The sequence below is a fragment of the Loktanella sp. S4079 genome (assembly GCF_000967725.1).
Taxonomy (GTDB): domain Bacteria; phylum Pseudomonadota; class Alphaproteobacteria; order Rhodobacterales; family Rhodobacteraceae; genus Yoonia.
On the sequence record NZ_JXYE01000003.1, the window covers coordinates 64,061 to 90,631 of the forward strand.

Below are 26,571 nucleotides of genomic sequence, written 5' to 3' on the forward strand. Positions count from 1 at the left end.
CACTAAACGCCGATCATCAGGCGGATGCCGTAGGCCACTACACCCAACACTGCCACGCTCGCGGTCCAGATCCCGATGAACCACGCAATCTTTTTCAGTTGCTGCATCAGTGATAACCCTCTTCTGGGTCAATCTTGCCGCGAAACACCCAATAGGCGTAGGCGGTATAGCCCAAGATGAGCGGCACCAAGACAACAGTCCCGACAAGCGCGAATTTTAGGCTGGCGTCAGGCGCTGCGGCCTCGGCGATTGTTAGGCTTGGTGGAACGATGTTCGGATAAAAGCTGATCCCAATCCCGGCAAAGCACAGTATAAACAGCATAAGCGCGGCCAAGAATGGCTGGGCGTCACTGCCAGATTTCAGCCCTTTGAACAGGACATATGCAGTCACCAACACCGCCCCCGGCATGAGCACACTGAGGATGCTACCCGGCAGATTAAACCAGCGGTGAAAGTAGACGGGGTCCTGAAACGGCGTCAGAATGCTGACGATACCGATAAACCCCAGCGTTCCCGCACCAAGCCACCAAGCAAATCCCTGCATGCGTTCTTGCAGCGCCCCTTCGGTTTTAAGGATCAGCCAAGTCGCACCGAGCAAGGCATATCCGATGACCACGGCCACGCCAGTGAGGATAGAAAACGGGGTTAGCCAGTCCCACCAGCCGCCCGCATAGGCACGGTCAACGACATGGATTCCCTGCACCAACGCGCCCAGCGCGATCCCTTGCATCATTGCTGCCACAACTGACCCGCCAAAGAACGCCGCATCCCACACGCGCTTCCAGCGTTCTGTGCGCCAACGATATTCAAATGCGACTCCGCGAAAGATAAGCGCCAAGAGCATCAAAATGATCGGCATGTAGAGTGCAGGCATCACGACCGCGTAAGCCAGCGGGAAAACCGCAAAAAGCCCACCGCCCCCCATGACCAACCACGTTTCGTTCCCATCCCATATTGGCGCGATGGAGTTCATCATCGTGGCTTTTTCTTTTTCGGCTTTGGCGGTCGGGAATAATATCCCCACCCCCAAATCAAACCCGTCCAAGATCACATAGGTTAGAACAGCAAAGGCGATGATGCCTGCCCAAATGAAGGATAGCTCAAACATCATTAGGCTCCTTTCACGCGATGCGCATCATCTGGATGCGTTTCTTGAATGGGAGTTATGCCCGCCGCCCGAACCGGACCATCGCGCAACCCAAGGTGAGGCGTCGCAGCAGGCTTGTTCATCATTCTTAGCAAGTAGAAAGTCCCTGCCCCGAAGATAAAGAAATAGACGATGATAAACGCGATCAGCGATGCCGCAACAGCGGGCGCTGCGACCGGGGCAAGGCTATCAGATGTGCGCAGCAATCCGTAAACGGTAAAGGGCTGACGTCCAACTTCTGTGGTGATCCAGCCAGCCAAAACAGCGACAAACCCCATCGGTCCCATGGCAATCGCCGCGCGGTGCAGCCAAGTTGCGCTGTAAAGCTGCCCGCGAAAACGACGCCACAGCCCCCAAGCGCCCAGCCCCAGCATGGCAAAACCAAGTCCGACCATTACACGAAAGCTCCAGAAGACAATCGCCACGGGTGGTTCGTCTTCGTCAGGAATAGTGTCTAATCCAGCCAAAGGCGCATCTAAATGGTGCTTGAGGATCAGGCTCGACAGTTTGGGGATCTCGATTGCATAGTCGATACGTTTCTCGGCGGGGTTCGGAATACCGAAGAGGATCAGCGGCGCACCATCTGGATGACTATCGTAGTGCCCTTCCATCGCCATGACTTTTGCTGGCTGATGCTCAAGCGTATTCAGCCCATGGGCATCCCCTGCAAAAATCTGAAGCGGCGCGACAATAACGATCATCCACATCGCCATCGAAAACATGCGGCGGGCGGGCGCGTCATCTTGGCGCCGCAGCAGGTGCAGGCCTCCAACACCACCAACGACCAAGGCTGTGGTCAAATAGGCTGCCAAAACCATGTGTACCAACCGATATGGGAACGATGGGTTAAACACGATAGCCCACCAATCCTCTGGTACGAATTGCCCCAATTCATTGATGCTGTATCCCGCAGGTGTCTGCATCCAAGAGTTCACCGACAAAATCCAAGTTGCCGACATCAAGGTGCCAAAGGCGACCATAGCCGTTGCAAACATATGCAGCCCAGCGCCAACGCGCTCGCGGCCAAAGAGCATGATCCCCAAAAACCCGGCTTCTAGGAAGAATGCCGACAGGACCTCATACGCCATGAGCGGCCCCAAAACCGGCCCCGTTTTATCCGAGAATACCGACCAGTTCGTGCCAAATTGATACGACATCACGATCCCAGACACGACGCCCATGCCAAAGGCGACGGCAAAGATCTTTTTCCAGTAATTAAACAGGGTCAGGTAAATCTCGTCTTTGGTGCGCAGCCATAATGCGTTTAAAACCGCAAGATAGCTTGCCAACCCGATCGAGAATGCCGGAAAGATGATGTGAAATGACACCGTAAAGGCAAATTGCATCCGGGCAAGCGTTTCGGCGGTTAGCGTGTCGAACATTGAACTCTCCGTTCGTCATAGCCCGCAGCAATAAACCGTGCGGGCACTATATACATTACACGTTTGCAATGTACGTATTATATAGCGTGTAGCCGCCGCACGACCAAGCGAGACTGGCCCAATTTCATGAGGCATCGCGCCGCACTGCGGCGATAAGTAACGGAATGGATCAGATGACCGAACAGCATTGGACGCAACGATTTGAAGGGCTCGCCCGACTATCGGATGAGACGCGGCAGGCACTTGAAAGCCAAAGCAAGCTCGTTTCGGCACCCGCTGGAACTATGCTTTTTGGGCCGGGGAATTCGCCGGAAAACATGTTGTTTTTGCTTGATGGAACCGTACGCGTTCAGCAAGTTTCTGAGACAGGACACGAGATCGTTTTATACCGGATACACGCAGGCCAAAGCTGCGTACTGACCACGGCCTGTTTGCTTGCCTACGATGACTATGCCGCAGAGGGAATTTGCGAAACGCCCGTGCGAGCAGCCGCCGTCCCTCGTACGACATTTGACGACCTCGTCGCGCAATCCAAAGAATTCCGCGATTTCGTCTTTGCCGCTTTTTCGAAACGCATCACCGATTTGTTTCTAGTCATCGATGAGGTTGCCTTTCAAAAAATGGATGTCCGGCTGGCGGATAAACTCGTGACGCTCTCGAACGGTGCGGATTCGATTGCGACCACTCACCAAAAACTATCGGTCGAGCTTGGCACCGCACGCGAAGTTGTCTCGCGTCAACTACAGGAATTTCAGCGTAGAGGCTGGATCGCACAAAGCCGAGGATGCGTCGAATTGATCCAGCGCAAGGCGCTCGAGAACTTAGCAGGTCATAATAATCACGCATGAACCGGGCTTAGTGACAATGTCACCGAAAACTGCGGCGCTTGGTTCTATAACCATCACAACGCAACTTCGGAGACAGACAATGACTTATCCCGTTGATATGACCATCCGCCCCGATGTGTCCGCACATTTTGATCCTGCGACAAACACGATCAGTTACATCGTTAAGGATCCCGCAAGTGATCATTGCGCCATTATCGATAGCGTAATGGACATCGATTATGCCGCAGGGCGGATCACCTACGATCACGCGGACCGCCTCATTCAAGAGGTTCAGGATCGTGGACTGACACTCGATTGGATCATCGAAACCCATGTACATGCTGATCACCTATCGGCCGCACCCTATATCCAAGACAAATTAGGTGGCAAAATCGGCGTCGGCGCCAAGATTTTGGTGGTGCAGGACACCTTTGGCAAAATCTTTAACGAAGGCACTGAATTCCAACGTGACGGATCGCAATTCGACGCGCTGTTCGAAGATGGTGACCGCTACACGATCGGTGAAATGGAAGCATTTGCCATGTTCACGCCGGGGCACACCCCTGCCTGTATGGTGCATGTCATCGGTGATGCTGCCTTTGTCGGCGATACTCTCTTTATGCCTGACGGCGGATCCGCGCGTGCTGATTTCCCGGGCGGCGACGCTGGCACGCTGTATGACAGCATCCAAAAGGTGCTGACGCTGCCTGACAAGATGCGCCTATTTATGTGTCACGACTACGGACCGAACGGCCGCAACATCCAATGGGAAACCACCGTTGGCGAAGAAAAGGCCCACAACATCCACGTCGGCGCGGGCAAGACGCGTGAAGAATTCATCAAATTCCGCACCGAGCGCGACGCCACCTTGGACATGCCAAAGCTGATCATTCCCTCGCTACAGGTGAATATGCGCGCTGGCGAAGTCCCCAAAGACAAGGATGGAAACCCAATGCTCAAAGTGCCGGTCAATGGTCTTTAGACAAGGAACAAAAACGATGGACCTACGTAAACTGCACCCAGGCCTCAGCGTCAGCGGGCAAATCAAACCTGCTGACCTCTCTGCAATCAAAGAGGCCGGATTTCGCACAATCATCTGCAACCGCCCTGACCAAGAAGAGCCGGGCCAACCAACCTATGCAGAAATCGAAAAAACAGCAAAATCGCTTGGTTTAGAGACTGTTTATCAGCCAATCACACCTGGCGTAATTAGTATGCAGGATGTTGAGGATTTCGCGTCTAATTGCGCGCGCCAACCGGCACCTGTGCTGGCGTATTGCCGCACAGGAGCACGGTCAGAAACACTATGGTCCATGGTTAAACAGTAATTCAAAGCCCGATGATGACCCACCAAATCAAGCGCTACCTGCCAATCCTAAACTGGGGCAAGCGGTATGACCACACTGCCCTGACAAATGATACCATCGCGGCGGTGATTGTGACGATCATGCTGATCCCGCAATCGCTCGCCTATGCATTGCTGGCAGGACTTCCCCCCGAGGCAGGACTGTATGCCTCTATCGTTCCGATCATCTTGTACAGCGTCTTTGGGACGAGTTCGGCGCTCGCGGTCGGGCCTGTCGCTGTTGTGTCGTTGATGACAGCCGCGACGCTCAACAACATCGTGGAACAGGGCACCATGGGTTACGCCATTGCGGCCCTGTCTTTGGCGGCGTTATCGGGGGTAATCCTGCTTGGAATGGGATTGTTCCGGCTCGGGTTTGTCGCGAATTTTCTGTCACATCCGGTGATCGCCGGTTTCATCACTGCGTCGGGTATCATCATCGCAGCCAGCCAGCTTAAGCACGTCTTTGGGATAGAGGCCGAAGGACATAATTTGCTGCAATTGGCTGGCTCACTGATCGGTGAATTGGAAAACCTTAACCCAATCACAACCCTCATTGGGGCGTCAGCAATCGGTTTCTTATTTTGGGTTCGTAAGGGCTTGGGCCAACAATTGCGCAAGATCGGCTTAGGCGCAGGGCTATCCAGCACATTGGTCAAAGCGGGTCCGGTAGGCGCAGTTGTGCTCTCTACACTTGCTGTATGGTTGCTGGGGCTGACAGAGCAGGGTGTGCAAATCGTCGGGCATGTCCCGCAAAGCCTGCCCCCACTCACCATGCCTGACCTCTCCCCCACGCTTTTGCATCAACTCCTGCTGCCCGCGTTTTTGATTTCGCTTATCGGGTTCGTAGAATCCGTATCCGTGGCGCAAACTCTCGCCGCCAAGAAAAGAGAGCGGATCGACCCAGACCAAGAACTTATCGGCTTGGGCGCAGCGAACATCGGTGCGGCGTTCACAGGCGGGTTCCCTGTTACCGGCGGCTTTGCACGATCTGTCGTGAATTTCGACGCAGGCGCACAAACCCCTGCCGCCGGTGCCTTTACAGCCATAGGCCTCGCTGTCGCGGCGCTGTTACTCACTCCTCTGATCTATTTCCTACCCAAGGCAACGCTGGCCGCAACGATCATCGTCGCGGTACTCAGCCTCGTTGACTTCAGCATCCTGAAACGCGCGTGGGCCTATTCCAAAGCCGACTTCATTGCGGTCCTAAGCACGATGGTACTGACCCTCGGGTTTGGCGTTGAAGTCGGCGTCATGGCTGGGGTGATCTTGTCGATCCTGATGCATCTTTACAAAACATCGCGCCCCCATATCGCCGAGGTCGGCCTGATCGCGGGGACAGAGCATTTTCGTAACATCAACCGCCACACTGTCCAAACGCATCCCGACATCGTGACGCTGCGCGTCGACGAAAGCCTATACTTTGCAAATGCGCGCTATCTAGAGGACCAAATCCAAGACCGTGTCGCAGATGATGAACAGGTTCGGCACGTTATTTTACAGTGTTCTGCGGTGAATGATATCGACCTCAGCGCACTCGAATCACTTGAAATGATTAATCTCCGATTGGGTGAAATGGGGGTAACTTTACACCTATCAGAGGTAAAAGGCCCGGTAATGGATAAATTACAGGCGCAACACTTTGTCCATGAATTAAGTGGTGAAATTCACCTGACGCAGTTTGCCGCCATTCAACATATTACCGCCAACGCGAATTAACCATACAAAGCAGCGGCCTAGTATGTTAGTGTGCGCGCCATCAATCCTGAGCCGACGTGGCTATGAATTGAGGTAGGGGGAAATAGCGAATTTGGCAGCTTTCAAATTGTTGCATTCGTTAACAATCATGCGTCATAATGATTAACGGGCCATTACCCAAAGACGTATTGTCTCCGTTTGATCAATAAAATTCGATCCATACTCCATATTGCCGCCTCAATTTCACCGCGTTACATGAATAACAAATGAGCGTGATAAGTCAGAAAGTAAGCAGTTATGAAACAAGCAACTAAATTGACAGCGCCACACGAAGCCGCTGCATCTTCCTTTTACGGTCAATCCGAAGCCGAGTTTTCAAAACAGGTCGAACAGCTTGCGATCAATGATCCGCGTCTGATTGCTGTGTTTCACCAAACGCGCAAACATTACCTAAAGTCACAGGCGAACTAATCTTTGCCGCGTGCCGGGCAGCTTAGCCCGGCCACCGGGCCGCAGATATCGGTCACAACTAACGCAATACACCCTTATTTCATGAATATCTGCTTGACCTTTTCGACCCTGACAGGTTGAACGGCCATCAGATTTTTACGGGAAAATGGGTGGTTTCGAATGGACGACCAGAACAAAAACCTCATCTTGGCGACTGTGCTCAGCTTTGCTGTGATCATGGCATGGACGATCCTGTTTCCGCAGGAAGAGCCGCTTGTCGATGTTGGCAACGAAGCAGCCACAGTAAGCGCCGCTGCCGTGCCGGGCACAGCCGAGGCTGATCCATCGGCAACAGCCCCAACTGAGGTCGCCGAAACCGAGGCTCCTGCCCCGCGGATCGCTATCGAAACTAGCGAGCTACAGGGTACACTATCCCTGCGTGGTGGCCGGATTGATGATCTGTCGTTGAAACAATACCGCGAAACAATCGACGCGGATTCCGAAATCGTTCAACTGTTGCGCCCCGAAGGTGAAGCAGAAGCCTATTATGCGGCGTTCGGCTGGGCCGCGGCCAGCGGCATTGACGCGTCAAATGTGCCATCACCCGATACGATTTGGACCCTCGAAAGCGGCGACACCCTGACACCAGAGACCCCCGTAACGCTGGTTTGGGACAACGGCGCTGGTCAGATTTTCCGCACCACGGTTTCGGTCGATGACGAATATATGTTCAGCTTTGACCAAAGCATCGAGAACAATGGTGACGGCGACGTATCGGCGCGCCCCTATGGTTTGATCCGCCGCCATGGCATTCCTGCTGATCTGAAAAAGTTCTTTATCTTGCATGAAGGTTTGGTGCGCATGACAGACGGCGCGCTGGAAGAAACCGACTATAAAGATATCCAAGACTATGAAATCCACCCGACTGAAGGCGCGCGCGCTGAGCGCATCGAAGCGGTTGAAGGTGGCTGGATCGGCTACACAGACCACTATTGGATGACGACCCTGATCCCAGAGCAGAATGCGCCGTTCCGTTCGACATCAAAATACTACGAAAACCGTGACCTGTTTCAAGCAGAGGCTGTCATGCCGGTTGCGACCATCGCATCCGGAGAGACAATCACAACAACGACACGGTTCTTTGCTGGTGCTAAGGAATGGGAAACCATCAAGCACTACGAAGACGAAGAAGGTGTCGGCGGCTTTATCGACAGCATCGACTGGGGCATGTTCTTTTTCCTGACCAAGCCGATCTTCTGGCTGTTGCACGGGCTTCACGGTTTGATTGGCAACATGGGCTGGGCGATTATCGCGCTGACTGTGATCCTCAAGGCGCTTGTTCTGCCGTTGGCCTATAAATCCTATGTTTCGATGGCGCGGATGAAAGAACTGCAGCCCGAAATGGAGAAGCTGAAAGAGCAAGCAGGCGACGATCGTCAGGCGCTCCAGCAAGGCATGATGAAGCTCTACAAAGAGAACAAAGTCAGCCCAGCATCCGGCTGTCTGCCAATGCTGTTGCAGATCCCGATCTTCTTCTCGCTCTATAAGGTGATCTTTGTCACAATCGAACTGCGTCACACCGCGTGGATCGGCTGGATCAAAGACCTTAGCGCGCCTGATCCCTCGTCGATCTTTAACCTCTTTGGCCTGTTGCCCTACTCTGTGCCCAACCTCGGTCCGCTTGAGCTGATCTCGCTCGGCATTCTGCCGCTGTTCCTTGGTATCTCAATGTGGCTGCAGCAGCGCCTGAACCCGGCGCCCACGGACCCCACACAGCAAATGATCTTTGCATGGATGCCATGGGTATTCATGTTCATGCTCGGCAATTTTGCGAGTGGCCTTGTACTGTACTGGATCGCGAACAACGTGATTACATTTATTCAGCAGTATCTGATCATGCGCAGCCACGGGGCAAAGCCTGATGTTTTTGGCAACATTAAGCAAAGCCTGCGCCGCAAGAGAAAAGCGGCCGAAGAAGGCGACAGCAAATAAGCTCGGCCGCTCTATGACCCAACACCACACGAGGCGCAGATCGCGCCTCGTGTACAGAATTTCCAGACACTCAAGCGCATTGATCGCTTATTTTGCTGGAAACTTTGCGCCACCGATTGTAGGCAGCTATCCCACCGCCCACTGCAGCGCTAAGCTGTTTCAGAACCACAAGCTCGAGGTACGATAAGATGGAAATGCGCTTTCCCGAGGTCCAAACCCCGGAACCAAGCGAACTCGAAACCGGGCGACTGTTGTTCGCGGGCGAGACCGAGTTCCTGAAGGGTGTTGTCGCAATGGACGGCCTACCCGAGGCCGACAGAGTCGAAGTTTGCTTTGCCGGGCGTTCCAACGTGGGCAAATCCAGCCTGATCAATGCGCTGACGGGACGCAAGGGGTTGGCGCGCGCCTCGAACACGCCGGGCCGCACGCAAGAGATCAACTTTTTCACCGCGGGTGATATCTATGTTGTCGACCTACCCGGCTATGGCTTTGCGAACGCACCTGTTGCCGTCGTTGAGAAATGGCAGCGGCTGCTGAAAAACTATCTGTCCGGTCGCCAAACCCTGCGCCGCGTCTTTGTACTGATCGACGCACGTCATGGGGCCAAGGCCGTCGACGAAGAGATCATGACCTTGCTTGACCGTTCTGCGGTAACCTTTCAGGTGGTCATGACCAAGATCGACAAGCTCAAGAAGGGCGCGCTAGAGGACTCTCTTGCGAAAACCCGTGCTGCTATGGCCAAACACCCAGCGGCCTTTCCTGAAATCGTACTGACATCATCTGAAAAAGGCGAAGGTATCCCAACCCTACGCGCCATCATTGCAGGTATATCATGAAGACAAGGACCCAAGACATGAACCGTGATTGGATCGCCACTGCCCGCACTCTGTCCGAAGCCCTGCCCTATATGCAGCGATATTCTGGCGCGATCGTCGTGGTGAAATTCGGCGGCAATGCCATGGGCGACGACGAAGCAATGGCGCAATTCGCTCGTGATATCGTGCTGATGCGTCAGGTTGGTGTGAACCCTGTCGTCGTGCATGGCGGTGGCCCAATGATTAACCAAATGCTCGATAAGCTTGGGATCAAATCCGAATTCGTGCGCGGCAAACGCGTCACAGACCAAGCTACAGTCGAAGTCGTTGAAATGGTGCTGACCGGCCTTGTGAACAAACGTATCGTCCAAGCCATCATGGACGAAGGCGGGCGTGCCGTCGGCCTGTCTGGCAAAGACGATGACCTGATGGTTGCCGAGGCAGATGACCCTGAACTCGGGTTTGTTGGGCGCCCTGTTGAAATGAACGTCCAGGTTCTGCACGATATGTTCAACGCGGGCATCATCCCGGTCGTCGCACCTGTCGCGACGGGCCAAAGCGATAATGAAACCTTTAACGTCAACGGCGACACCGCTGCCGGTGCGATCGCTGGCGCGCTCAAGGCGGATCGCCTACTGCTGTTGACCGACGTGCCCGGCGTTAAGGACGGCACGGGCGAGGTTGTGACGCAGCTATCACCTGATCAAGTCCGCGATATGATCGCCGATGGTACCATCGCTGGCGGCATGATCCCGAAAACAGAAACCGCGCTGAACGCCTTGGACAGCGGTGTGCGTGCGGTTGTGATCCTCGATGGGCGGCTGCCGAACGCAAGCCTGCTCGAGCTGTTTACAGAGCATGGCGCGGGTTCGATTATCCGCGAGCCACGCTAACAACCGCTTGGCCGATCCCCGCCATCAGGCATTGATAGATGCGCTTTCACAGGCGCATCTAACTTTGCTGGGTGGGTTCGCGATCAACGCCCAGGATGATTTACCTATCAACTGTGGTTCGGTCTTGTTGATTGGGCCAGACGAGCCCCGGTTTTGGCCCGAATTTATTCGATCAGCTGAATACCAAGATGGCGCACCCGACCCGATGGATCGTTGGTCCAAACGGCAGTTGAACCGTATCGCGGTCATTCATAATGGCCATGCGATCTTTCCTTCCGACGGGCCGCCCTTTGCGCCATTTTATAGCTGGGCACTTCGAACTGGCCTCGCATGGGCATCTCCCATCGGGCTGCTTGTGCATGCGCAAGCAGGGTTATTTGTGTCGTTTCGTGGGGCGCTCGCTGTGCCGTGGGATGTTGAATTTGATTCCATCCAATCGCCCTGCTCTAGTTGCGCGACAAAGCCATGCCAATCCTCTTGCCCCGTTGGCGCGTTCTCAAAAGACGGCTATGATGTCGCAATCTGCAAAAACCATTTAACCACCCCCGCAGGCCTAGACTGCATGACCCAAGGGTGCGCCGCCCGACGTGCCTGCCCTATTGGCCAAGACAGACGTATTCCCGACCAATCCGCATTTCACATGGACGCCTTTATATGACACTTCGTTTGATCCTAACCCGCCACGCAAAATCGAGTTGGAGCGACCCGTTCGCGGATGATCACGCGCGCGAGTTAAACGCGCGTGGGCGGGCCTCTGCCGCAGCGATTGGCGGATGGCTCAAAGGCCGAGATTACATTCCTGAAACCGTCCTTTGTTCTGACGCCACGCGCACGCATGAGACAGCCAAGCTGATTTTCGATGCCCTCGGAACAAAGCCCAAACTGCGCCTGATGCCTTCGCTTTACCATGCCGCCCCGGACACGCTGATGGACAGCATCCATCGAGAAACAGCAAACGTCATAGCACTTATCGGGCACAATCCGGGTATCGGCATGTTTGCAAACGGCCTGGTCGCCAATGCGCCCGATCACGCCCGTTTCAGCGGCTACCCAACCTGCGCCACAACTGTGATCGACTTTCACGCAGAAAGCTGGTCAGCGGTGCAAAGACATACGGGGACGTGCGTAGATTTCATCGTGCCGCGTGATTTGATCGGGACGACGGGTGGCACAGACCACTAGTCATCAGGAGCGAACATAGCATTCATGCGAGCAAGATCATACTCTAGCAACCATTTGTTAAATTTTATGAAAAGCTCAGATAACTTCGCTTTGTTGAGAGAAACGACATCCAGCCCACGATCATCATATGCATGCAGGATTAGGCAGTTTTTCGCATCTACGAGATACGCCTTGGTCGAATGAAAAGCTGGCTCGATGATCATTTCAGAAGCGATGCATAGCCACATGATATCGGAAATAGATCTTTTATCATTCACCTTAACAATATCCCAATGGCGAAACTGATCACATCCGAACTCGGCCATATGCTCTTCATCGTGCTGCGCAGTCCTACCTACGTACTGCACATCGGAGCGCTCAATTCCGCAGAATTCGATATGGTTTAGGCGTTTCTTACTTGGCTGCTCTAAGCCATAACTAGAAAGCAGAAGATAAATCTCTGATGAGTCTTCAAAATGCGCATGTGCAATCGTACATGCTCGCTCATATGCTTGAGAGAACCGGCGCATCGGAAAGTGTATGTAACTCTCTTTGCCTCCCAAATCGAAACGCAGCGCATTGTCGAACGCGTGAAATAAGCTAGGGGGCAGTTCTCGAACTCCGAACTGATCTTGGATGCTCGTAAATATTGTCTTCATGAAATGTGCATGGGGAATTTAGAGAAATAAAAACTCTGCAGTATTCCTATAAAACAAAAAGCCCCGAGGTTTCCCTCGGGGCTTTGTTTTTAGTGGCCGATGATCTGGCTTAGGAACAACTGTGTCCGCTCAGATTGCGGGTTGTTGAAGAACTCGGTTGGTTCGTTCTGTTCCACGATCTGGCCTTGGTCCATAAAGATGACCCGGTTGGCAACCGCTTGGGCAAAGCCCATTTCGTGGGTCACGCAAAGCATCGTCATGCCTTCTTCGGCCAGTTCGATCATTGTGTCCAACACCTCTTTGATCATCTCAGGATCAAGCGCAGAGGTCGGTTCATCAAACAACATGATGCGTGGCTTCATGCAAAGCGAACGGGCAATCGCCACACGCTGCTGCTGACCACCGGACAACATGCCGGGGTACTTATGCGCCTGATCAGGGATTTTCACCTTTTCGAGGAAATGCATCGCCGTTTCTTCGGCTTCTTTCTTGGGCGTGTTGCGTACCCAGATCGGCGCCAACGTGCAGTTCTCAAGAATTGTCAGATGCGGAAAGAGGTTAAAGTGCTGGAAGCACATGCCAACCTCGGAACGGATCTTGTCGATGTTCTTGAGATCTGATGACAGCTCTGTCCCGTCAACGATGATATCGCCTGACTGGTGCTCTTCGAGGCGGTTAATGCAACGGATCAGCGTCGATTTACCGGACCCTGACGGGCCACAAATCACGATCCGCTCGCCGCGTTGAACGGTCAGGTTCACGTCACGCAGTACGTGGAATGAACCATACCATTTGTTCATGTTGCGGATTTCAATCGCCACCTCGTCAGAGACCTGCATATGAGAGCGGTCGATGGTGCGTTCTTGTGTCAATTCAACCATTGTCAGGTCTCCTTAGCGATGATCACGCTGGAGTTTCTTCTCCAGGTAAAGTGAGTAACGGCCCATGCTGAAGCATGCGATAAAGAACATGATGCCGATGAAGAGGAAGAGTTCCCAGTAGATGCCGTTCCATTCTGTAGAAGCACGGATCGCGCCAGCCAGACCCAGCGGGTCAAACAGACCGATAAACACAACCAGCGTTGTATCTTTGAACAGACCGATAAAGGTGTTCACGATACCCGGAATCGAGATTTTCAGTGCCTGCGGTAGAATGATCAACTGCATCGACTGCCAGTAATTCAGGCCCAGACTGTCTGCGCCTTCGTACTGCCCCTTGGGCAATGCTGCTAGACCACCGCGGACCACCTCGGCGATGTAAGCTGCCGAAAAGAGCGTCACCATGATGATCACGCGCAGCATCAGGTCAAAGTTCGTCCCCGGAGGCAAGAAGTAGTTCAGCAGCAAAGAAGCAGTGAACAACCATACAATCAACGGAACACCACGGATAACCTCGATAAAGGTCACCGCGCACCATTTGATGATAGGCAGGTCAGACTGACGGGCCAGTGCCAACAAGATGCCCAATGGCAATGACAGAAAGATGCCTGCAACACCGATAATCGACGACAAGAGGAAACCACCAAAGTCTTTGGATGGGATGTACTCTAGCCCGATTGGAAGAACAGAATTAACTGCACCCGCCAATGGTCCGGCGATCAGGAACCAGTAAAGGATCGGCAAGACGATTGCCGCTACAGTTCCCAAAAGGCCGTTGATCGGTGAAATCAGCTTGATCGCTGCGTAACCAACGCCAAAGCCCAAAGCCACCGCGATTGGCCCCCAAATGGAACCGCCCCACAAGAGCATAAACATCAAGAATGGGGATGCCATGGTAAAGTACAGCAATTTCCGTGGCAGGCTGGCAAACAAGACAGGCGCAAGCCCGGCAAAAAATACCAATAGCGCAACCACTGGACGCCAGTAGGCCTCTTTCGGATAGAAACCATAGACCAGCTGCTGCCAGCGTTCACCGATCACGCCAAAGCAAGCGGCAGAGGTCCCTTCGCCCATTGTGGCATTCCGAATTTCACGGCACTCAGACAGCGAATCTGCGTCCCAAATTCCGTTGATCAGCCATGGTCCGACGTGGGAAACGACCCAATACACCACCCAAAGCGAAATAAGGGTGAGGATAATGTTCAATGGCCCCGAAAACAGGTTCTCGCGTAGCCATTTAACCACACCAATCTCACTTGCAGGTGGTGGAGACTGCTCCACCATCGTTTTGCGAACATAAGGAACGGTTTGTGCATGTGTATCTGACATCTTAGCGTTCCTTCATTTGCGTAGACTGGTTGTAGTAGTTCATCCCAGCCGAAATCAGCAGCGACAGCACCAGATAGAAGGCACCGAGCAGCAGCATCCCTTCCAGCTCGCGTCCGGTTTGGTTGATGGTAATGCCGCCCAACGTGGCGCGGACATCCATGTAACCCACCGCAAGCGCCAGAGAGGAGTTCTTGGTCAAGTTCAGGAACTGTGAAATCAGCGGTGGAATAATGACGCGCATCGCCTGCGGCAGGATCACCAGCTTCATCGTGCGGCCCGGCTGAATACCCAACGCATAGGCAGCTTCGGTCTGACCTTTGGAGATCGCTAAAATACCGCCACGTACGATTTCTGCAATAAACGCACCGGTATAGAGCGACAGAGCAAACCACAATGCGATCAGCGAGTTCCGCAGGTGAACACCTTCGGCAAAGTTAAAGCCTTTGAGATAAGGCGAAACAATGGTCATCCCCAAGAAAAAGCTAACCAGCCCAACAGGCACGATCAATATCGCAAGTTGCTGCCACCATGTGGTCGGACGTTCACCCGTTGCGCTTTGAATTCTGTCTGCGCGCTTACCAAGCTGGCGGATCGCAAAGATGCTGATCGCCAATGTGCCCAAGACCAACAACCAATCCAAGCCACCAGATGCAACAGGTGTTGCGCCATCAACAGGTGCGACAGCTTCTTGGCCGCTCACTGAATTTGTAAAGGCAAGGCGCGGAATCCAGATACCGCGGTTCGTGACAGCAACATTGTCACCCATAAGCATGCTTTGGGTTGCGTTTTCGCCACGGAAATCACGCGGATGCGGCATGCTTTCGGTCATGATCGCAAAGATCAGGATGATCCACAGCAGCAGTGGCACGTTACGGAAACCTTCGACGTAAACGGCCATCAGGCTACTTACGACCCAGTTTTTCGATAGGCGCAGCACACCAGCGACAACACCGATGACAGTCGCAGTGATACAGCCCAAGAACGCAACCAAGAGCGTGTTCAGAATACCAACAATCGCGGCGCGACCGTGGCTCATCTGATTGTCGTATTCGATAAGGCGCTGGTTGATGTCGTAACCTGCAGATTGGGATAGAAACCCAAAATCAAAGTCTTTGCCCAACGCAGCAAGGTTGTTCACAATGTTGTTCACGAGCCATGCCAACCCCAGCAGGATCAGAACGAACGCAACAACCTGGATGGTGATAGATCGATACCGTGTATCGTAAATAAGCTGGCTTAGCCGAAAACCCGGCTTAGGCGGGTCGGTCAACGTCGACATATATTTATCTCCCGGTGCGTCCCAGTTTTTTAGTCCGTGTGTGCGTCAGTTGATCTGACTGTCTACACACTGAAGGAACGCGTTTTTATTTAGCGTGATCGCCATTGGGTAAAGGGCCCGGTAAAAACCGAGCCCTTCGCCGTTTGTCAGCTCTTAACGGAAAGGTGGAGAGTAGATCAAGCCACCGTCTGTCCACTGCGCGTTCAGACCGCGTGCCAGACCGATAGTTGTGTTCTCACCGATGTTGTTTTCGAACAGCTCGCCGTAGTTACCGCCAGCCATGATTGCGTTTTTCGCCCAGTCAGCGTCCAGACCCAGTTGCGCGCCCAGTTCACCTTCGGTGCCCAGCAGACGGTTAACTTCTGGGTTGTCGCCAGCAGCTGCAGACAGTTCTGCGATGTTCTCAGAAGTCACGCCCAGCTCTTCGGCTGTGATCAGTGCGTTCAGAGTCCAGCGTGCGATATCACCCCATTCGTTGTCGCCGTGGCGTACAAGCGGGCCGAGTGGCTCTTTGGAGATGATTTCTGGCAGCAGAACATGGTCGCCTGGTGCTTCGAATGTTGCACGTGTCGCAGCAAGGCCAGACGCGTCAGTTGTGTAAACGTCACATGCGCCAGCAAGATACTGCTGTTGTGCTTCTGCGTTTGTTTCGATTGGAACAGGCTCGTAGCTGATGCCGTTTGTACGGAAGAAGTCAGCAAGGTTCAGCTCTGTTGTTGTACCTGTTTGGATACAAACAGTCGCACCGTCCAGTTCTTTCGCAGATGTCACGCCAAGTGCTTTTGGCACCATGAAGCCCTGACCGTCGTAGTAGTTCACGCCAACGAATTCGAATTTCAGGTCAACGTCACGGCTCATTGTCCATGTTGTGTTACGTGCCAGAAGGTCGATTTCGCCAGAAGCAAGCGCTGTGAAACGTGTTTGACCAGTTGTTGGGACGAATTCTACTGCAGTTGGATCACCAAAGATCGCAGCAGCAACAGCGCGGCAGACGCCTACGTCGAAGCCTTCCCAAACGCCTTCAGCGTTAGGAGCAGCAAAACCAACAAGACCAGTTGTAACGCCGCAGTTCAGCGAGCCACGTGCTTTGACGTCGTCCAGTGTCGCCGCAGAAGCCATGCCGGCAGCCAGGCCAGCAACAGTCAGCGCGCCGAAGAATACGGTTTTTTTCATTTTTACCTCTTCCTGAGTTTCCGCCCCAACAACGCGAGGCGGTATTTTTTTCCCACCCTGTCGGGCAGTGTGATGAATGAGAAAGGTATCCCCCCTCAGTGCGGCTAGAGTGTCCGGAATCACGCGATGAGGTCAAGGGTCACAAATAGAAAACCGTATGCAAACGCCGCAAAAACGGGCACTCTTCCTGTTATTTTCGATGAAACAGGACAATTAACTTCTAGCGTGACAAGGTATAAAACCGCGCAGCGTCCAAAAATGCAGCGCGCTTGGTCAATTCCGAAGCAGTAGCCTCATCATCTTCGCCCCACTGCTCGATTTGCCAGTGTTCATCCACGCGCGAAGCGTCCCAAGCCTGCTCTACCGAAAGGGCATTTTTGGTTACGGCTAGCGCCAGTACCAGTGACCCCGAGATGCTGATCAAATCGTGCACAGCAGCAAGCGCAAAGTCATCAAAGGCCTCGACCTCGGCCCGTAGCCGCCCGAGTGATTCTGGGTCTTGTGCGACATGCATGACGCCTTCGCCAACAACTAATCGCGCGCCCAATGTCTCGGCCGCCCAATCCAGGAGTGGGTCCCATGCTTTTGCCTGACGCGCGATCAATTCCTGCGGCCCGGCAGCACGGTAGCAAAGCAAATCACTATCGCCATAGTCCGCCAATAGCGCGGCAACTTCGGCACGTTGCGTACGCACCTTATCAATGGCAGCATTCGCGCCGCGTGTAACAGGCATTGTGGTTGGATCAACAGTTTCAACCTGTGCGTCCCATTCGGCAGCGATAGCCTCGGCCATGGCAAGTGTCGGCACAACAAGCGCCGCCTTGGCTGGAGTTTTAACCGTGCGTTCGTCTAAAAGCACGGTAAAGCCTGCGTCGCTTTGGGTTGTGCTTGCGGTTTTCCAGAAACGTTTTGGCTTCCAATCGCTCATTCTAGGGTCCTGTCAGTTCGTCAACAGCGCCGGGTAGCGCCGAAAATTCTGGGATTAGGATATCGGGGCGCAGCATTTCAGGCGCATGATATCCCCAAACGACGCCAATCTTGGCCACGCCAGCCGCACGCGCCATGTCCATGTCAAAAGTGGTGTCACCCACCATCACCACCCGGTTTTGCGCAACGCCTAATTCATTCATCGCGGTCAAAATCATTGATGGGTTTGGCTTTGACGGATGGTGGTCTGCCACTTGCTCACTATGAAAAAAGCCTTCGAGCGCATGACGTTCAAGCAGCTTGTCCAAGCCCCGACGCGATTTGCCCGTGGCAACGGCCAGCAATGTATTGTCTTGCGCCGCCAATTCATCCAGCACAGCCCGCGCGCCGGGGTATAGCGGCCCATGGTTCACGTTCTGCGCGCGTTGCGTGCTAAACGCATCCTTGTAGGCAGAGACCATCTGCGCCTGACCTGCTGCATCCAGATGCGGGCAAAGCTGCGCAAAGGCCACATCAAGCGAAAGCCCAACGATACCAAGAACTTCTGCGCGCGGCGGCATCTCTTGGGCGTTCGCCTCAAAGGCGTAGGTCATCGCGCCCATAATGTCAGATTGGCTGTCCACGAGGGTGCCATCGACATCGAATATCACAAGCCGCAGATCACTCATCGGGCATATTAAACGGATCAACGGGTGCGTGTTCGACGACCCAACCGACAAAATCCCACGTATTTTGCATATGCTCTGGCAATGGCGCTGTGATGTGTAGGGTTGCGCCAGTGGCAGGATGCTCCACAGTCATGGACCGTGCGTGCAAATGCATCTTGCGACCTATTTCACTGCCCATGCCAGCGCCCCAACCGTCGCCAAGGTTCTCTTGACCAGAGCCACCATATTTCCCATCACCGATAATGGGGTGACCGATCTCGGCCATGTGGGCGCGCAATTGGTGGGTGCGGCCCGTAATTGGCACCAACGCGCACCATGACGCACGCGACGCAAGCGTATCCATCACCGCATAATCCGACGTTGCGCGTTTTGCGCCCTCGGTTGTTTCGACGTCACGTGGGTGAACACAGCGCATCTTTTCGTTTTCGCCGCCGCGACCATGACCGGGCGCTTTGACAAGACCGTATTTGATCGTGCCAGCGCGCGGATGCGGCACACCAGCTACTGCGGCCCAGTAAATCTTGCGCGTTTCGCGGTGCTTGAGGTTCTCGGTCAGCTTTTTCGCCATCAACCGTGTGCGCGCCAAAAGCAAAACACCCGAGGTGTCCTTGTCCAAACGATGTACGAGCCGCGGCTTTTCATCGTAGCCAAAGGTCAGGGCCTCGGCCATCGCGTCAACATGGCGCGTGGTCTTAGTCCCGCCCTGCGTCGCTAGACCGTGGGGTTTGTTAATGGCGATGATGTGATCGTCTTTGTAAATCACACAGGACTGGATCAGCTTTGCATCCGCCTTGGTCACGCCCTGCTTAGCGAGTGAACGCATCGCTGCGGCTTCTTCCTCGGTCGGGAGCGGCGGGATACGAATGGTTTGTCCAGTCTCAAGCCGCGTGTTTGGCTTCACGCGGCCACCATTGACGCGCAGTTCGCCTTTGCGGCACATCTTTTCGATGCGACCTTGAGTCAAATGAGGGAATTGCCGACGCAAATAGCGGTCCACCCGCTGTTCGCTGTCATCAGGGCCAATTGTTCGTGTCTGTACGCCGCTCATAGGGCACCTTTCGCAATCCACAGGCCAACAGCGCAGGCCGCCAGCGATAATAGAACAGTGCCCATAACATATCCACCAGCGGCTGCCAGCCTTCCGGCCTCGAGCAGACGCATGGTATCAAGCGAAAACGCAGAAAAAGTGGTGAATCCCCCCAAGATTCCGGTAATCAAAAGCGGTTGCCATGCATCCAGCCCCTTTTGTTGAGTCGCAATGTAAACGATTCCGATCAAAAGCGATCCGACAACATTCACTGTCAACGTGCCCATTGGAAACGCGACATTCAGGCCAACGACATAACGCAGAACCGCACCCAATGCCCCGCCGCACGCGACCATTACCATTGTCATTACTTGTTCCTTTTCGCGCGCAAACCCGCAAAGAAGTCGACACGTTTTTTGAGTTCGCGCTCAAACCCACGATCGACGGGGGCGTAGTAGACCCCGCGTTTCATGCCTTCGGGGAAATAATTCTGCCCTGAAAAACCGTCCTCTGCATCGTGATCATAGGCGTAGCCATCGCCGAACCCCTGTTCGGCCATCAGCTTGGTCGGGGCGTTGATGATATGCTTGGGCGGTGGCTCTGATCCGGTTTTTTTCGCGGCAACCCTTGCGGCCTTGTAGCCCACATATGCGCCGTTCGATTTCGGTGCTAACGCAAGGTAGATCAGCGCATTGGCCAGTGCTAATTCACCCTCTGGGCTTCCTAGCCGCTCATAGGTCTCCCATGATTGCAAACACACGGCCTGCGCCTGAGGGTCGGCAAGGCCGATATCCTCGACCGCCATTCGGGTAATGCGCCGCGCAAGGTATCGCGGATCCTCGCCCCCTTCGAGCATCCGCGCAAACCAATAAAGCGCCGCGTCCGGGTCAGATCCACGCACAGATTTATGCAATGCACTAATCAGGTTGTAATGCTCGTCACCGGATTTGTCGTATTTCGCAGCCCGTTTCATCAGGCGCTTGGTCAAATCATCGGTGCTGAGCTTGCCGGTAACCTTCCATGCCGCCACCTGCTCGATCAGATTAAGCAGAGCGCGACCATCCCCATCCGCCATTTCCAGCAATGCCTCACGTGCAGGCCCGTCTAAGGGCAAAGCGCGATCCATCTCTTTTTCAGCACGCTGCGCGAGCCGTTCGAGGTCAGCAAGATCAAGCCGGGTAAGGATCAGGACTTGAGAGCGGCTAAGCAAAGCGGCGTTCAATTCAAAGCTGGGATTCTCGGTCGTTGCCCCCACCAGCAGGATGGTCCCGTCTTCCATATAGGGCAAAAAACCATCTTGCTGTGCCTTGTTGAAACGATGAATCTCGTCCACGAACAACAAGGTGCCCTTGCCATTCTGGTGACGCACTTTTGCAGCTTCAAACACCTTGCGCAGCTCTGGGACGCCAGTAAAAATTGCGCTGATCTGAACGAAATGCAGGTCAGTCTCGTCCGCCAAAAGACGGGCAATCGTCGTCTTACCAACGCCCGGGGGACCCCAGAAAATCAATGACGACAACGACCCCGCCGCAAGCATCACCCCCAAAGGTGCATCCGGCCCCAAAACTTGCGCCTGGCCAATCACATCGCCCAATCGCGCGGGCCGCAACCGATCCGCAAGCGGACGCGGTCCCGCAGGCACAGAGTTTGGAGCATTTGAAAATAGGTCAGCCATATCAGGCTAAGATATCATAGGCGCAGTGAATGATTGCAAGCTCCAACATTTGACTTAGCGTTCATTGCCGGGCGATGGGTGCAGTTCAACGAATGGAGTTGTTAGTCGAATGCCATTAAACGTGTGGGTACAGCATGGGCAAAACGGCAACATCGTTTCATGGGTTAGCCTCGGCTCTACGATTGCAAGGCGGTTATCTTGATCCACGTACAGGCCACTAAAATACGTGCTCTCGCCGATACGCATTCTCCGCCTCCCGTGCGCAAAGCTTGACGCAACCATCCAAGTGAGAGGCTCTTCGCTGTGAACCAAATCCCAATCGCAGCCAACTTTGGATAGTAAGAATCGAAATAAAGGGGTGTAATCATAGCCATGACGTTGCCCTGAATGCATCGATCCGCGCGAAGCTTCATTCTTAGCAGCGGCCTTTGTATTGCGATCCCATTTCGCCTTGCGACCCGAACCATGACAAACGCCATAGGTTCGCGTGTTGACTTTCCGATACAGTGGTTTCTTGCGTTCTTTCATTCTCGAAATGTTCTGCACCAATTCCTACTGCGTCAAGTGGCATCAGAATGTAGAATCTTGACCGCAGCACACAACAGATGAACACCACGCTGGAGCGCGTGAAGGCCAAGTTCGATTTCCAGCCCAAACACCTGATCGCGGACACGCCCACGAAACCGCGCCCAAGCTAGGTTGGCTGGTCGACCGCAAAATCGCCAAGATCGAGCAATACATGCTCTCGATGACGCACCGATAGAAGGCTGAGATGCACAATGCCGCCAATCGGAACCTTAACTTGGATCGTCGCCGACTACGCGGCCCATGTGGCGCAAATGATGGATTCCTCCCCATAGCAACCGCGATACGCCTTACAAGAAACCCGTTCGCGCTAAGTTCAGCCGTCGATATTCTGCGCTTGGGAACAAGTGTTCTTTGCTGGAAACGGCAGAAGTAACCGAATGTCACGGCTTTGCTCGTTGTTTGGCTCATCATTGCCAGAAAATGCCAGCTTTGCGTGTAGGGAGGATAGCTGTCGCGTCGACCCCGACGAATTGTCAAATTTTCCCGACCGAAATGGAATTTCAGTAACCAGCTCGCCGCATATGATTTGATTTTCTGATATTAGGGCGCCACGTGCCAAACTATGTGTCGCCTGACAGCAAGGCTCATTCCCCGGCGTTGCGAACTAGGTGGGGGCTATTGGCCGCAACACCGGGGTAGCACGTTGCTATGCTGTTAAGGTTGCATTGACATGTGTTCCGAGTTGGTAAGGGCTGCGACCCCGCGGTGGTCATTTTGCGGCATAAGCGTGGCAAATGGGTTCAATGCTTGCTTTCCAGTACGTTTGGCGCGACCTTAACGTATGACAATCCACTCGCCCGAACCGTTCAACGCCCCGCCGCAAGTCGCATTTCACCGGACCGAGTTGGGGGCGATTCTTGGCCTATACGGACGCATGGTCGCCGCTGGCGAATGGCGCGACTATGGTATTTCGTGTCTCCGTGACGTTGCTGTATTCTCGGTCTTTCGGCGTGCGGCGGAGCATCCGATCTACCGGATCGAGAAACGCCCCAAACTGCGTCTCAAGCAAGGACAGTATATCATAATAGGCATGGACGGCCGTATTCTTAAGCGCGGAGACGACCTGAAACAGGTTTTACGCGTGCTTGAACGCAAGCTCATTCGCGCGATCGAATAGAAAATTATATTCCTGACTAAAAAAGTCGGATTGACTTTTTCTGCGATTTCTATGAATGTTGGCGGAGTATCCAGCCATCTGTTCCCACGACAGCTAGCCCGATCATGAAAATGAAAGGACGAAGGCGGTGCATCTTCCAGTCTCGCAAATGGGCGGGCGCAGCTCTTCGGCAAACATAGTTACCGCAAGGAGCACAAAAATGTCATTCCACAGTGTACCGCGCCCACAGCCGGCAGCGACCCAAAACCTACCAACATATGACGCAGACATTCTGACCCAAGACGGCGATCAGGCGCACATCGTGCTACGCGATCAAGTCTATACTTTGCGTATTACACGCGCAGGCAAGTTGATCCTCACCAAATGAATCCTGCCGCTCACAAACAGGGTGGTGCTGCGGTCGGGCAACTATCCGACCAGCCGCGGCTCGAGGCCTGCATCGTGCTCTATTTTCGGATGTGGTGCGACGGACCCGATGGGCAAATGGCGATCTGGAACGATCTGGCAACGGGGCTAGGTCAAGCGCATGGCCGCGCGACGCTCAAAACATTAGAGCAACTCTTTGCCATTTGCACCGAGCACCGCCGCCGTCCGCTCATGCGGCACGCGGTTGGATGCAGCTGTCTGGGTGCGGACGAGGCGTGTTTCGCCAATTTCGTCACAACTGCGGCCACTGGCGACCGCGAAGATGCGCTGTTAATCGCAACGCTTCTTGTCCGGGCGGATGTCGCCCCAGTGATTACATCGCTCGCTGCTGATTTGGGTTTGGCGCTAAAGTCGATGCTCTTGCGCGGTAGACCGATGCCAGAAATGCAAGCACCGGTTCACGCGACCCTACATTAAAGGCGACGGCGCGCTAACGGCCCGCCGTGCCCTTGTGCCTCGACCCGAGCAATGACCTTGCTTAGCGGTTCATAAACCGTTGCCATCGGTGTCGCACTCGCATGCAGCATCGTTTCGGCATCGACCATCATGCCTACATGCCCCTTCCAGAAAATGATGTCGCCGCGCTCTAAATCACCCGTTACCTCTTGCCCTATGACTGCACATTGCAAATCACTGTCACCCGGGCACGATATTCCGCAAGCGGTTAGGCTCGCACTTACCAAACCGGAACAATCAATGCCCCGCGTTGAATCACCGCCCCACAGATAAGGTGTTCCAAAGTGAAGCTGTGCCACTGTGACCGGGTCCTGAAATGGTCGATCAACTGCGCGCAAGTGTTTTTTGGGAATAAAGCCGACATTGGTTTCGACAAAGTCACGACGCCGATCCAAAATCGTCACCCGCGCACCAAAGGGCAAGGCGCGCAGTGGCTCAGAGCGAAAATCATCCGCACTATAGGCATGCGTTGCAGCAGTGCCGACAAGATCCGTGGGTTCCAACACATCGGTCAAGTCATCACTACGAACATAGCCGACATAATCGTTCGCGGCTTGCACGAAGGACCATCCCTCGCGGTCTTCGTAAACCGTGACAACTGCCCCGAGCAGTAATTGACGGTCCCGTGCACCATCTGGTGCGCGGCGCAGGTCCGCCACCGCGCGGCAGACCATCTTTGGCGTGCCAACCACATATGTATCCGCCTGCACTTTGCCAGCGAGTTCCATCGCGGCCACACGCCCATTTGCTGGGGTTACGCGCGGATCGGTCATAGCCCCAACATTTCCGGCAAAGCATCCAATACTGCGCGCGCCCCCATACCAACGCCCCCCTTGGGGCGTGAGGGTGCCGCATTGGGCTGCCAGCCGTAGATGTCAAAGTGGATATATGGGCTTTCGATAAAGCGGCGCAGGAACAGTGCAGCTGTAATGCTGCCTGCCATCCCACCTTTGGGTGCGTTGTCCAAATCGGCCACACCCGGTTCGATCATCGCCTCATAGGGTTCGTGAAATGGCATACGCCAAACCGGGTCAGCAACAGCGCGCGCGGCACTTGCAATTGCAGCGGCGTGATCATCGTTATCCGTATAAAATGGCGACAGATCCGGCCCAACCGCAACCCGCGCGGCACCGGTTAGGGTCGCCATTGAAATAACCAGATCGGGGTTATCTTCATCGGACAAGGTCAGCGCATCGGCCAAAACCAACCGCCCTTCGGCATCGGTATTGTTGATTTCGACAGTCAGCCCTTTGCGGGACGTCAGAATATCTTGGGGGCGGAACGCGTTGCCATCAATGCTATTTTCGACCGCCGGGATCAAAACACGCAAACGAAGCGGCAACCCCAACCCCATGATCATATGCGCAAGCCCCAGTACAGTTGCCGAGCCACCCATATCCTTTTTCATCAGCCCCATCGACGCTCCGGGTTTAATATTCAGACCGCCCGTGTCAAAACACACCCCTTTGCCGACTAGGGTTAGCTGCGGGCCAGCATTGCCCCAGCGCATGTCAATTAAACGCGGCGCGCGTGTTGAGGCGCGGCCAACGGCATGCACCATTGGAAACCCCGCCTCGACCAGGTCATCGCCTTTCGTGACGGTAACATTGGCACCGTGTTCATTGGCCAAGGCACGTGCGGCATCCTCTAGCTCTTGAGGGCCCATGTCAGAGGCTGGCGTATTAATCAGGTCACGCGTCAGCGCCTCACCAGTCGCGATCGTAGCAATACGATCTGCATCCACGCCATCTGGCGCAACAAGCTGCGCGACGGCTGCAGTTGCCGGGGCATAGCGGTCAAATTTGTATTGCGCGAGCAACCAAGCCAAGGCCGCCTCTTCCAGATCAGCGCCAGATAGGCCGTCCGCAATGCGATAAATACCCTGCGGAAGCTTCGCCGCAATCACTCCCATGTGGAATCGCCCGCGCGCACGGGCCTTGGCGCTGCCATATCCGGCCAAGACAGCGTCCACAGAGCCGTCTTCACCTGGAATACTAACCACCTGACCTAGCGCGCCCGTAAATCCCTGCCCGACAACCCACTTACGCCCCCGGTCAGAAAAGTTCGACAGCACGGCATCCAAACCATCGGTTTCGACCACATAAAGGGGGATCGCGTTTTCAGAATTCGCAGCAAAGGTGAGTAGCATCAGATGCATCCTGTAAGGTCAATTTTGTTGCCAGAGTATCCTTCCCCCTGTGGGCTGCAAGTGCGGGTTTCACCTTTGGCGAAAATTCCACACCTCAATCACGGCGAAATCAAATGCGCGCTCCAAACGGGCCATTGTCGCCTCAAGCGCGACACCATCCGCCTGCTTTAAACAGGTCTGAATGTGGTCCGCTGTCACTGCCATCTCAATCAGACCGATCTGATCTGCAATCAAACGCACCTTGCGGCACGGACGCAGCATCGCGGCAAGGTCGCGCCGCGCCAGTTGGCGCTGTAGTGCTGTAATATGTGCGGCAAGTTCCTCAAGAACGCGACAAATGATTTCCTCAGCCTCTGTGATCGATTTTGATGCAATCAACTGATTGATCGGTTTCGGGTCAAAAAGCAGCCTGTCCACACAGCACAACACCGCGATATCATCGTAGGGTGCCTGACGGGCCGCAAATTTAGTGATCTTATTTTCCATAAACACACGGATACTGCGGCATGG

General features: G+C 54.3%; 29 protein-coding genes. 13 read left to right on the plus strand and 16 right to left on the minus strand.

Annotated features, from left to right (window positions below):
* Positions 1 to 2 precede the first annotated feature (2 nt).
* Genes TW80_RS17840 through TW80_RS09575 form a run of 3 tightly spaced genes read right to left on the minus strand, consistent with a single transcriptional unit; the run spans position 3 to position 2,529 of the window.
* Positions 3 to 107, minus strand: coding sequence for a DUF2474 domain-containing protein (locus TW80_RS17840; RefSeq protein WP_084625756.1), 105 nt, complete (start codon positions 105 to 107; stop codon positions 3 to 5).
* Positions 107 to 1,111 (minus strand): cytochrome d ubiquinol oxidase subunit II, encoded by a 1,005-nt coding sequence (gene cydB / locus TW80_RS09570; RefSeq protein ID WP_204218490.1) that lies wholly within the window; start codon positions 1,109 to 1,111, stop codon positions 107 to 109. Before cydB ends, TW80_RS17840 begins: the two co-directional genes overlap by 1 nt.
* Positions 1,111 to 2,529, minus strand: coding sequence for a cytochrome ubiquinol oxidase subunit I (locus TW80_RS09575; RefSeq protein ID WP_045997194.1), 1,419 nt, complete (start codon positions 2,527 to 2,529; stop codon positions 1,111 to 1,113). Before TW80_RS09575 ends, cydB begins: the two co-directional genes overlap by 1 nt.
* 173 nt (positions 2,530 to 2,702) lie before the next feature.
* On the opposite strand from TW80_RS09575, the gene TW80_RS09580 reads away from it, so the two are divergent.
* The 10 genes from TW80_RS09580 to TW80_RS09620 all read left to right on the plus strand — a co-directional run bounded on the left by TW80_RS09580 (position 2,703) and on the right by TW80_RS09620 (position 11,731).
* Complete coding sequence (locus TW80_RS09580) at positions 2,703 to 3,377, plus strand: Crp/Fnr family transcriptional regulator (RefSeq protein WP_045997614.1); 675 nt, start codon at positions 2,703 to 2,705, stop codon at positions 3,375 to 3,377.
* Between the two features lie 79 nt (positions 3,378 to 3,456).
* Entirely contained in the window at positions 3,457 to 4,338 is an 882-nt protein-coding gene (locus tag TW80_RS09585; RefSeq protein WP_045997195.1) for an MBL fold metallo-hydrolase, read from the plus strand.
* Between the two features lie 16 nt (positions 4,339 to 4,354).
* Entirely contained in the window at positions 4,355 to 4,684 is a 330-nt protein-coding gene (locus TW80_RS09590) for a TIGR01244 family sulfur transferase (RefSeq protein ID WP_045997615.1), read from the plus strand.
* A 14-nt stretch (positions 4,685 to 4,698) separates the two neighbouring features.
* Entirely contained in the window at positions 4,699 to 6,420 is a 1,722-nt protein-coding gene (locus tag TW80_RS09595) for a SulP family inorganic anion transporter (protein ID WP_045997616.1), read from the plus strand.
* 276 nt (positions 6,421 to 6,696) lie between these two features.
* Complete coding sequence (locus tag TW80_RS18080; RefSeq protein WP_157033243.1) at positions 6,697 to 6,870, plus strand: hypothetical protein; 174 nt, start codon at positions 6,697 to 6,699, stop codon at positions 6,868 to 6,870.
* A gap of 159 nt (positions 6,871 to 7,029) precedes the next feature.
* Positions 7,030 to 8,841, plus strand: a complete 1,812-nt coding sequence (yidC, locus tag TW80_RS09600; protein WP_045997196.1) for a membrane protein insertase YidC — start codon at positions 7,030 to 7,032, stop codon at positions 8,839 to 8,841.
* Between the two features lie 188 nt (positions 8,842 to 9,029).
* Complete coding sequence (yihA, locus tag TW80_RS09605) at positions 9,030 to 9,677, plus strand: ribosome biogenesis GTP-binding protein YihA/YsxC (protein ID WP_045997197.1); 648 nt, start codon at positions 9,030 to 9,032, stop codon at positions 9,675 to 9,677.
* 17 nt (positions 9,678 to 9,694) lie between these two features.
* Positions 9,695 to 10,549, plus strand: a complete 855-nt coding sequence (gene argB / locus TW80_RS09610) for an acetylglutamate kinase (RefSeq protein ID WP_204218491.1) — start codon at positions 9,695 to 9,697, stop codon at positions 10,547 to 10,549.
* A gap of 7 nt (positions 10,550 to 10,556) precedes the next feature.
* A complete protein-coding gene (locus TW80_RS09615) occupies positions 10,557 to 11,207 on the plus strand; it encodes a ferredoxin (protein WP_157033244.1) in 651 nt (216 codons plus the stop codon).
* Positions 11,204 to 11,731, plus strand: a complete 528-nt coding sequence (locus tag TW80_RS09620) for a SixA phosphatase family protein (protein ID WP_045997199.1) — start codon at positions 11,204 to 11,206, stop codon at positions 11,729 to 11,731. Before TW80_RS09615 ends, TW80_RS09620 begins: the two co-directional genes overlap by 4 nt.
* On the opposite strand, the gene TW80_RS09625 is transcribed toward TW80_RS09620, so the two are convergent.
* The 10 genes from TW80_RS09625 to TW80_RS09670 all read right to left on the minus strand — a co-directional run bounded on the left by TW80_RS09625 (position 11,728) and on the right by TW80_RS09670 (position 21,325).
* Positions 11,728 to 12,369, minus strand: a complete 642-nt coding sequence (locus TW80_RS09625) for a DUF3885 domain-containing protein (RefSeq protein WP_045997200.1) — start codon at positions 12,367 to 12,369, stop codon at positions 11,728 to 11,730. The genes TW80_RS09620 and TW80_RS09625 overlap by 4 nt on opposite strands.
* A gap of 89 nt (positions 12,370 to 12,458) precedes the next feature.
* The gene (locus tag TW80_RS09630; RefSeq protein WP_045997201.1) at positions 12,459 to 13,250 is read right to left on the minus strand and encodes an amino acid ABC transporter ATP-binding protein; all 792 of its coding nucleotides are present in this window, start codon (positions 13,248 to 13,250) and stop codon (positions 12,459 to 12,461) included.
* 12 nt (positions 13,251 to 13,262) lie between these two features.
* A complete protein-coding gene (locus TW80_RS09635; protein WP_045997202.1) occupies positions 13,263 to 14,576 on the minus strand; it encodes an amino acid ABC transporter permease in 1,314 nt (437 codons plus the stop codon).
* Position 14,577: 1 nt separating this feature from the next.
* Positions 14,578 to 15,855, minus strand: coding sequence for an amino acid ABC transporter permease (locus tag TW80_RS09640; RefSeq protein WP_045997203.1), 1,278 nt, complete (start codon positions 15,853 to 15,855; stop codon positions 14,578 to 14,580).
* Positions 15,856 to 16,008: 153 nt separating this feature from the next.
* The gene (locus tag TW80_RS09645) at positions 16,009 to 17,028 is read right to left on the minus strand and encodes an amino acid ABC transporter substrate-binding protein (protein ID WP_045997204.1); all 1,020 of its coding nucleotides are present in this window, start codon (positions 17,026 to 17,028) and stop codon (positions 16,009 to 16,011) included.
* Positions 17,029 to 17,248: 220 nt separating this feature from the next.
* Positions 17,249 to 17,956, minus strand: a complete 708-nt coding sequence (locus TW80_RS09650) for an ATP12 family chaperone protein (protein WP_045997205.1) — start codon at positions 17,954 to 17,956, stop codon at positions 17,249 to 17,251.
* A gap of 1 nt (position 17,957) precedes the next feature.
* A complete protein-coding gene (locus TW80_RS09655; RefSeq protein WP_045997206.1) occupies positions 17,958 to 18,623 on the minus strand; it encodes an HAD-IA family hydrolase in 666 nt (221 codons plus the stop codon).
* Positions 18,616 to 19,671 carry an RluA family pseudouridine synthase gene (locus tag TW80_RS09660; RefSeq protein WP_045997207.1) on the minus strand — a complete coding sequence of 352 codons (1,056 nt, stop codon included), beginning with the start codon at positions 19,669 to 19,671 and terminating at the stop codon, positions 18,616 to 18,618. The genes TW80_RS09655 and TW80_RS09660 overlap by 8 nt, the downstream gene beginning before the upstream one ends.
* The gene (gene crcB / locus TW80_RS09665; RefSeq protein WP_045997208.1) at positions 19,668 to 20,018 is read right to left on the minus strand and encodes a fluoride efflux transporter CrcB; all 351 of its coding nucleotides are present in this window, start codon (positions 20,016 to 20,018) and stop codon (positions 19,668 to 19,670) included. The genes TW80_RS09660 and crcB overlap by 4 nt, the downstream gene beginning before the upstream one ends.
* Positions 20,018 to 21,325 carry a replication-associated recombination protein A gene (locus tag TW80_RS09670; protein ID WP_045997209.1) on the minus strand — a complete coding sequence of 436 codons (1,308 nt, stop codon included), beginning with the start codon at positions 21,323 to 21,325 and terminating at the stop codon, positions 20,018 to 20,020. Before TW80_RS09670 ends, crcB begins: the two co-directional genes overlap by 1 nt.
* A gap of 1,369 nt (positions 21,326 to 22,694) precedes the next feature.
* Between TW80_RS09670 and TW80_RS09680 the strand changes: the two genes are divergently transcribed.
* The 3 genes from TW80_RS09680 to TW80_RS09690 all read left to right on the plus strand — a co-directional run bounded on the left by TW80_RS09680 (position 22,695) and on the right by TW80_RS09690 (position 23,873).
* Positions 22,695 to 23,030, plus strand: a complete 336-nt coding sequence (locus tag TW80_RS09680; protein ID WP_045997211.1) for a DUF2794 domain-containing protein — start codon at positions 22,695 to 22,697, stop codon at positions 23,028 to 23,030.
* A 199-nt stretch (positions 23,031 to 23,229) separates the two neighbouring features.
* Positions 23,230 to 23,397, plus strand: a complete 168-nt coding sequence (gene hemP, locus TW80_RS17850; RefSeq protein ID WP_045997212.1) for a hemin uptake protein HemP — start codon at positions 23,230 to 23,232, stop codon at positions 23,395 to 23,397.
* Complete coding sequence (locus tag TW80_RS09690) at positions 23,394 to 23,873, plus strand: hypothetical protein (protein ID WP_045997213.1); 480 nt, start codon at positions 23,394 to 23,396, stop codon at positions 23,871 to 23,873. The genes hemP and TW80_RS09690 overlap by 4 nt, the downstream gene beginning before the upstream one ends.
* On the opposite strand, the gene TW80_RS09695 is transcribed toward TW80_RS09690, so the two are convergent.
* The 3 genes from TW80_RS09695 to TW80_RS09705 form a co-directional block, all read right to left on the minus strand.
* Positions 23,870 to 24,685, minus strand: coding sequence for a C40 family peptidase (locus TW80_RS09695; protein ID WP_045997214.1), 816 nt, complete (start codon positions 24,683 to 24,685; stop codon positions 23,870 to 23,872). The genes TW80_RS09690 and TW80_RS09695 overlap by 4 nt on opposite strands.
* A complete protein-coding gene (locus TW80_RS09700) occupies positions 24,682 to 26,061 on the minus strand; it encodes a leucyl aminopeptidase family protein (protein ID WP_045997618.1) in 1,380 nt (459 codons plus the stop codon). Before TW80_RS09700 ends, TW80_RS09695 begins: the two co-directional genes overlap by 4 nt.
* 69 nt (positions 26,062 to 26,130) lie before the next feature.
* Entirely contained in the window at positions 26,131 to 26,547 is a 417-nt protein-coding gene (locus tag TW80_RS09705; protein WP_052700951.1) for a hypothetical protein, read from the minus strand.
* Positions 26,548 to 26,571: the final 24 nt, after the last annotated feature.

What these genes read in the sequence shown, in the direction of transcription:
- TW80_RS17840 (WP_084625756.1), bottom strand. Translation starts at nt 107, where the DNA reads ATGCAGCAACTGAAAAAGATTGCGTGGTTCATCGGGATCTGGACCGCG.
- cydB (WP_204218490.1), bottom strand. Translation starts at nt 1,111, where the DNA reads ATGATGTTTGAGCTATCCTTCATTTGGGCAGGCATCATCGCCTTTGCT.
- TW80_RS09575 (WP_045997194.1), bottom strand. Translation starts at nt 2,529, where the DNA reads ATGTTCGACACGCTAACCGCCGAAACGCTTGCCCGGATGCAATTTGCC.
- TW80_RS09580 (WP_045997614.1), top strand. Translation starts at nt 2,703, where the DNA reads ATGACCGAACAGCATTGGACGCAACGATTTGAAGGGCTCGCCCGACTA.
- TW80_RS09585 (WP_045997195.1), top strand. Translation starts at nt 3,457, where the DNA reads ATGACTTATCCCGTTGATATGACCATCCGCCCCGATGTGTCCGCACAT.
- TW80_RS09590 (WP_045997615.1), top strand. Translation starts at nt 4,355, where the DNA reads ATGGACCTACGTAAACTGCACCCAGGCCTCAGCGTCAGCGGGCAAATC.
- TW80_RS09595 (WP_045997616.1), top strand. Translation starts at nt 4,699, where the DNA reads ATGACCCACCAAATCAAGCGCTACCTGCCAATCCTAAACTGGGGCAAG.
- TW80_RS18080 (WP_157033243.1), top strand. Translation starts at nt 6,697, where the DNA reads ATGAAACAAGCAACTAAATTGACAGCGCCACACGAAGCCGCTGCATCT.
- yidC (WP_045997196.1), top strand. Translation starts at nt 7,030, where the DNA reads ATGGACGACCAGAACAAAAACCTCATCTTGGCGACTGTGCTCAGCTTT.
- yihA (WP_045997197.1), top strand. Translation starts at nt 9,030, where the DNA reads ATGGAAATGCGCTTTCCCGAGGTCCAAACCCCGGAACCAAGCGAACTC.
- argB (WP_204218491.1), top strand. Translation starts at nt 9,695, where the DNA reads ATGAACCGTGATTGGATCGCCACTGCCCGCACTCTGTCCGAAGCCCTG.
- TW80_RS09620 (WP_045997199.1), top strand. Translation starts at nt 11,204, where the DNA reads ATGACACTTCGTTTGATCCTAACCCGCCACGCAAAATCGAGTTGGAGC.
- TW80_RS09625 (WP_045997200.1), bottom strand. Translation starts at nt 12,369, where the DNA reads ATGAAGACAATATTTACGAGCATCCAAGATCAGTTCGGAGTTCGAGAA.
- TW80_RS09630 (WP_045997201.1), bottom strand. Translation starts at nt 13,250, where the DNA reads ATGGTTGAATTGACACAAGAACGCACCATCGACCGCTCTCATATGCAG.
- TW80_RS09635 (WP_045997202.1), bottom strand. Translation starts at nt 14,576, where the DNA reads ATGTCAGATACACATGCACAAACCGTTCCTTATGTTCGCAAAACGATG.
- TW80_RS09640 (WP_045997203.1), bottom strand. Translation starts at nt 15,855, where the DNA reads ATGTCGACGTTGACCGACCCGCCTAAGCCGGGTTTTCGGCTAAGCCAG.
- TW80_RS09645 (WP_045997204.1), bottom strand. Translation starts at nt 17,028, where the DNA reads ATGAAAAAAACCGTATTCTTCGGCGCGCTGACTGTTGCTGGCCTGGCT.
- TW80_RS09650 (WP_045997205.1), bottom strand. Translation starts at nt 17,956, where the DNA reads ATGAGCGATTGGAAGCCAAAACGTTTCTGGAAAACCGCAAGCACAACC.
- TW80_RS09655 (WP_045997206.1), bottom strand. Translation starts at nt 18,623, where the DNA reads ATGAGTGATCTGCGGCTTGTGATATTCGATGTCGATGGCACCCTCGTG.
- TW80_RS09660 (WP_045997207.1), bottom strand. Translation starts at nt 19,671, where the DNA reads ATGAGCGGCGTACAGACACGAACAATTGGCCCTGATGACAGCGAACAG.
- crcB (WP_045997208.1), bottom strand. Translation starts at nt 20,018, where the DNA reads ATGACAATGGTAATGGTCGCGTGCGGCGGGGCATTGGGTGCGGTTCTG.
- TW80_RS09670 (WP_045997209.1), bottom strand. Translation starts at nt 21,325, where the DNA reads ATGGCTGACCTATTTTCAAATGCTCCAAACTCTGTGCCTGCGGGACCG.
- TW80_RS09680 (WP_045997211.1), top strand. Translation starts at nt 22,695, where the DNA reads ATGACAATCCACTCGCCCGAACCGTTCAACGCCCCGCCGCAAGTCGCA.
- hemP (WP_045997212.1), top strand. Translation starts at nt 23,230, where the DNA reads ATGTCATTCCACAGTGTACCGCGCCCACAGCCGGCAGCGACCCAAAAC.
- TW80_RS09690 (WP_045997213.1), top strand. Translation starts at nt 23,394, where the DNA reads ATGAATCCTGCCGCTCACAAACAGGGTGGTGCTGCGGTCGGGCAACTA.
- TW80_RS09695 (WP_045997214.1), bottom strand. Translation starts at nt 24,685, where the DNA reads ATGACCGATCCGCGCGTAACCCCAGCAAATGGGCGTGTGGCCGCGATG.
- TW80_RS09700 (WP_045997618.1), bottom strand. Translation starts at nt 26,061, where the DNA reads ATGCTACTCACCTTTGCTGCGAATTCTGAAAACGCGATCCCCCTTTAT.
- TW80_RS09705 (WP_052700951.1), bottom strand. Translation starts at nt 26,547, where the DNA reads ATGGAAAATAAGATCACTAAATTTGCGGCCCGTCAGGCACCCTACGAT.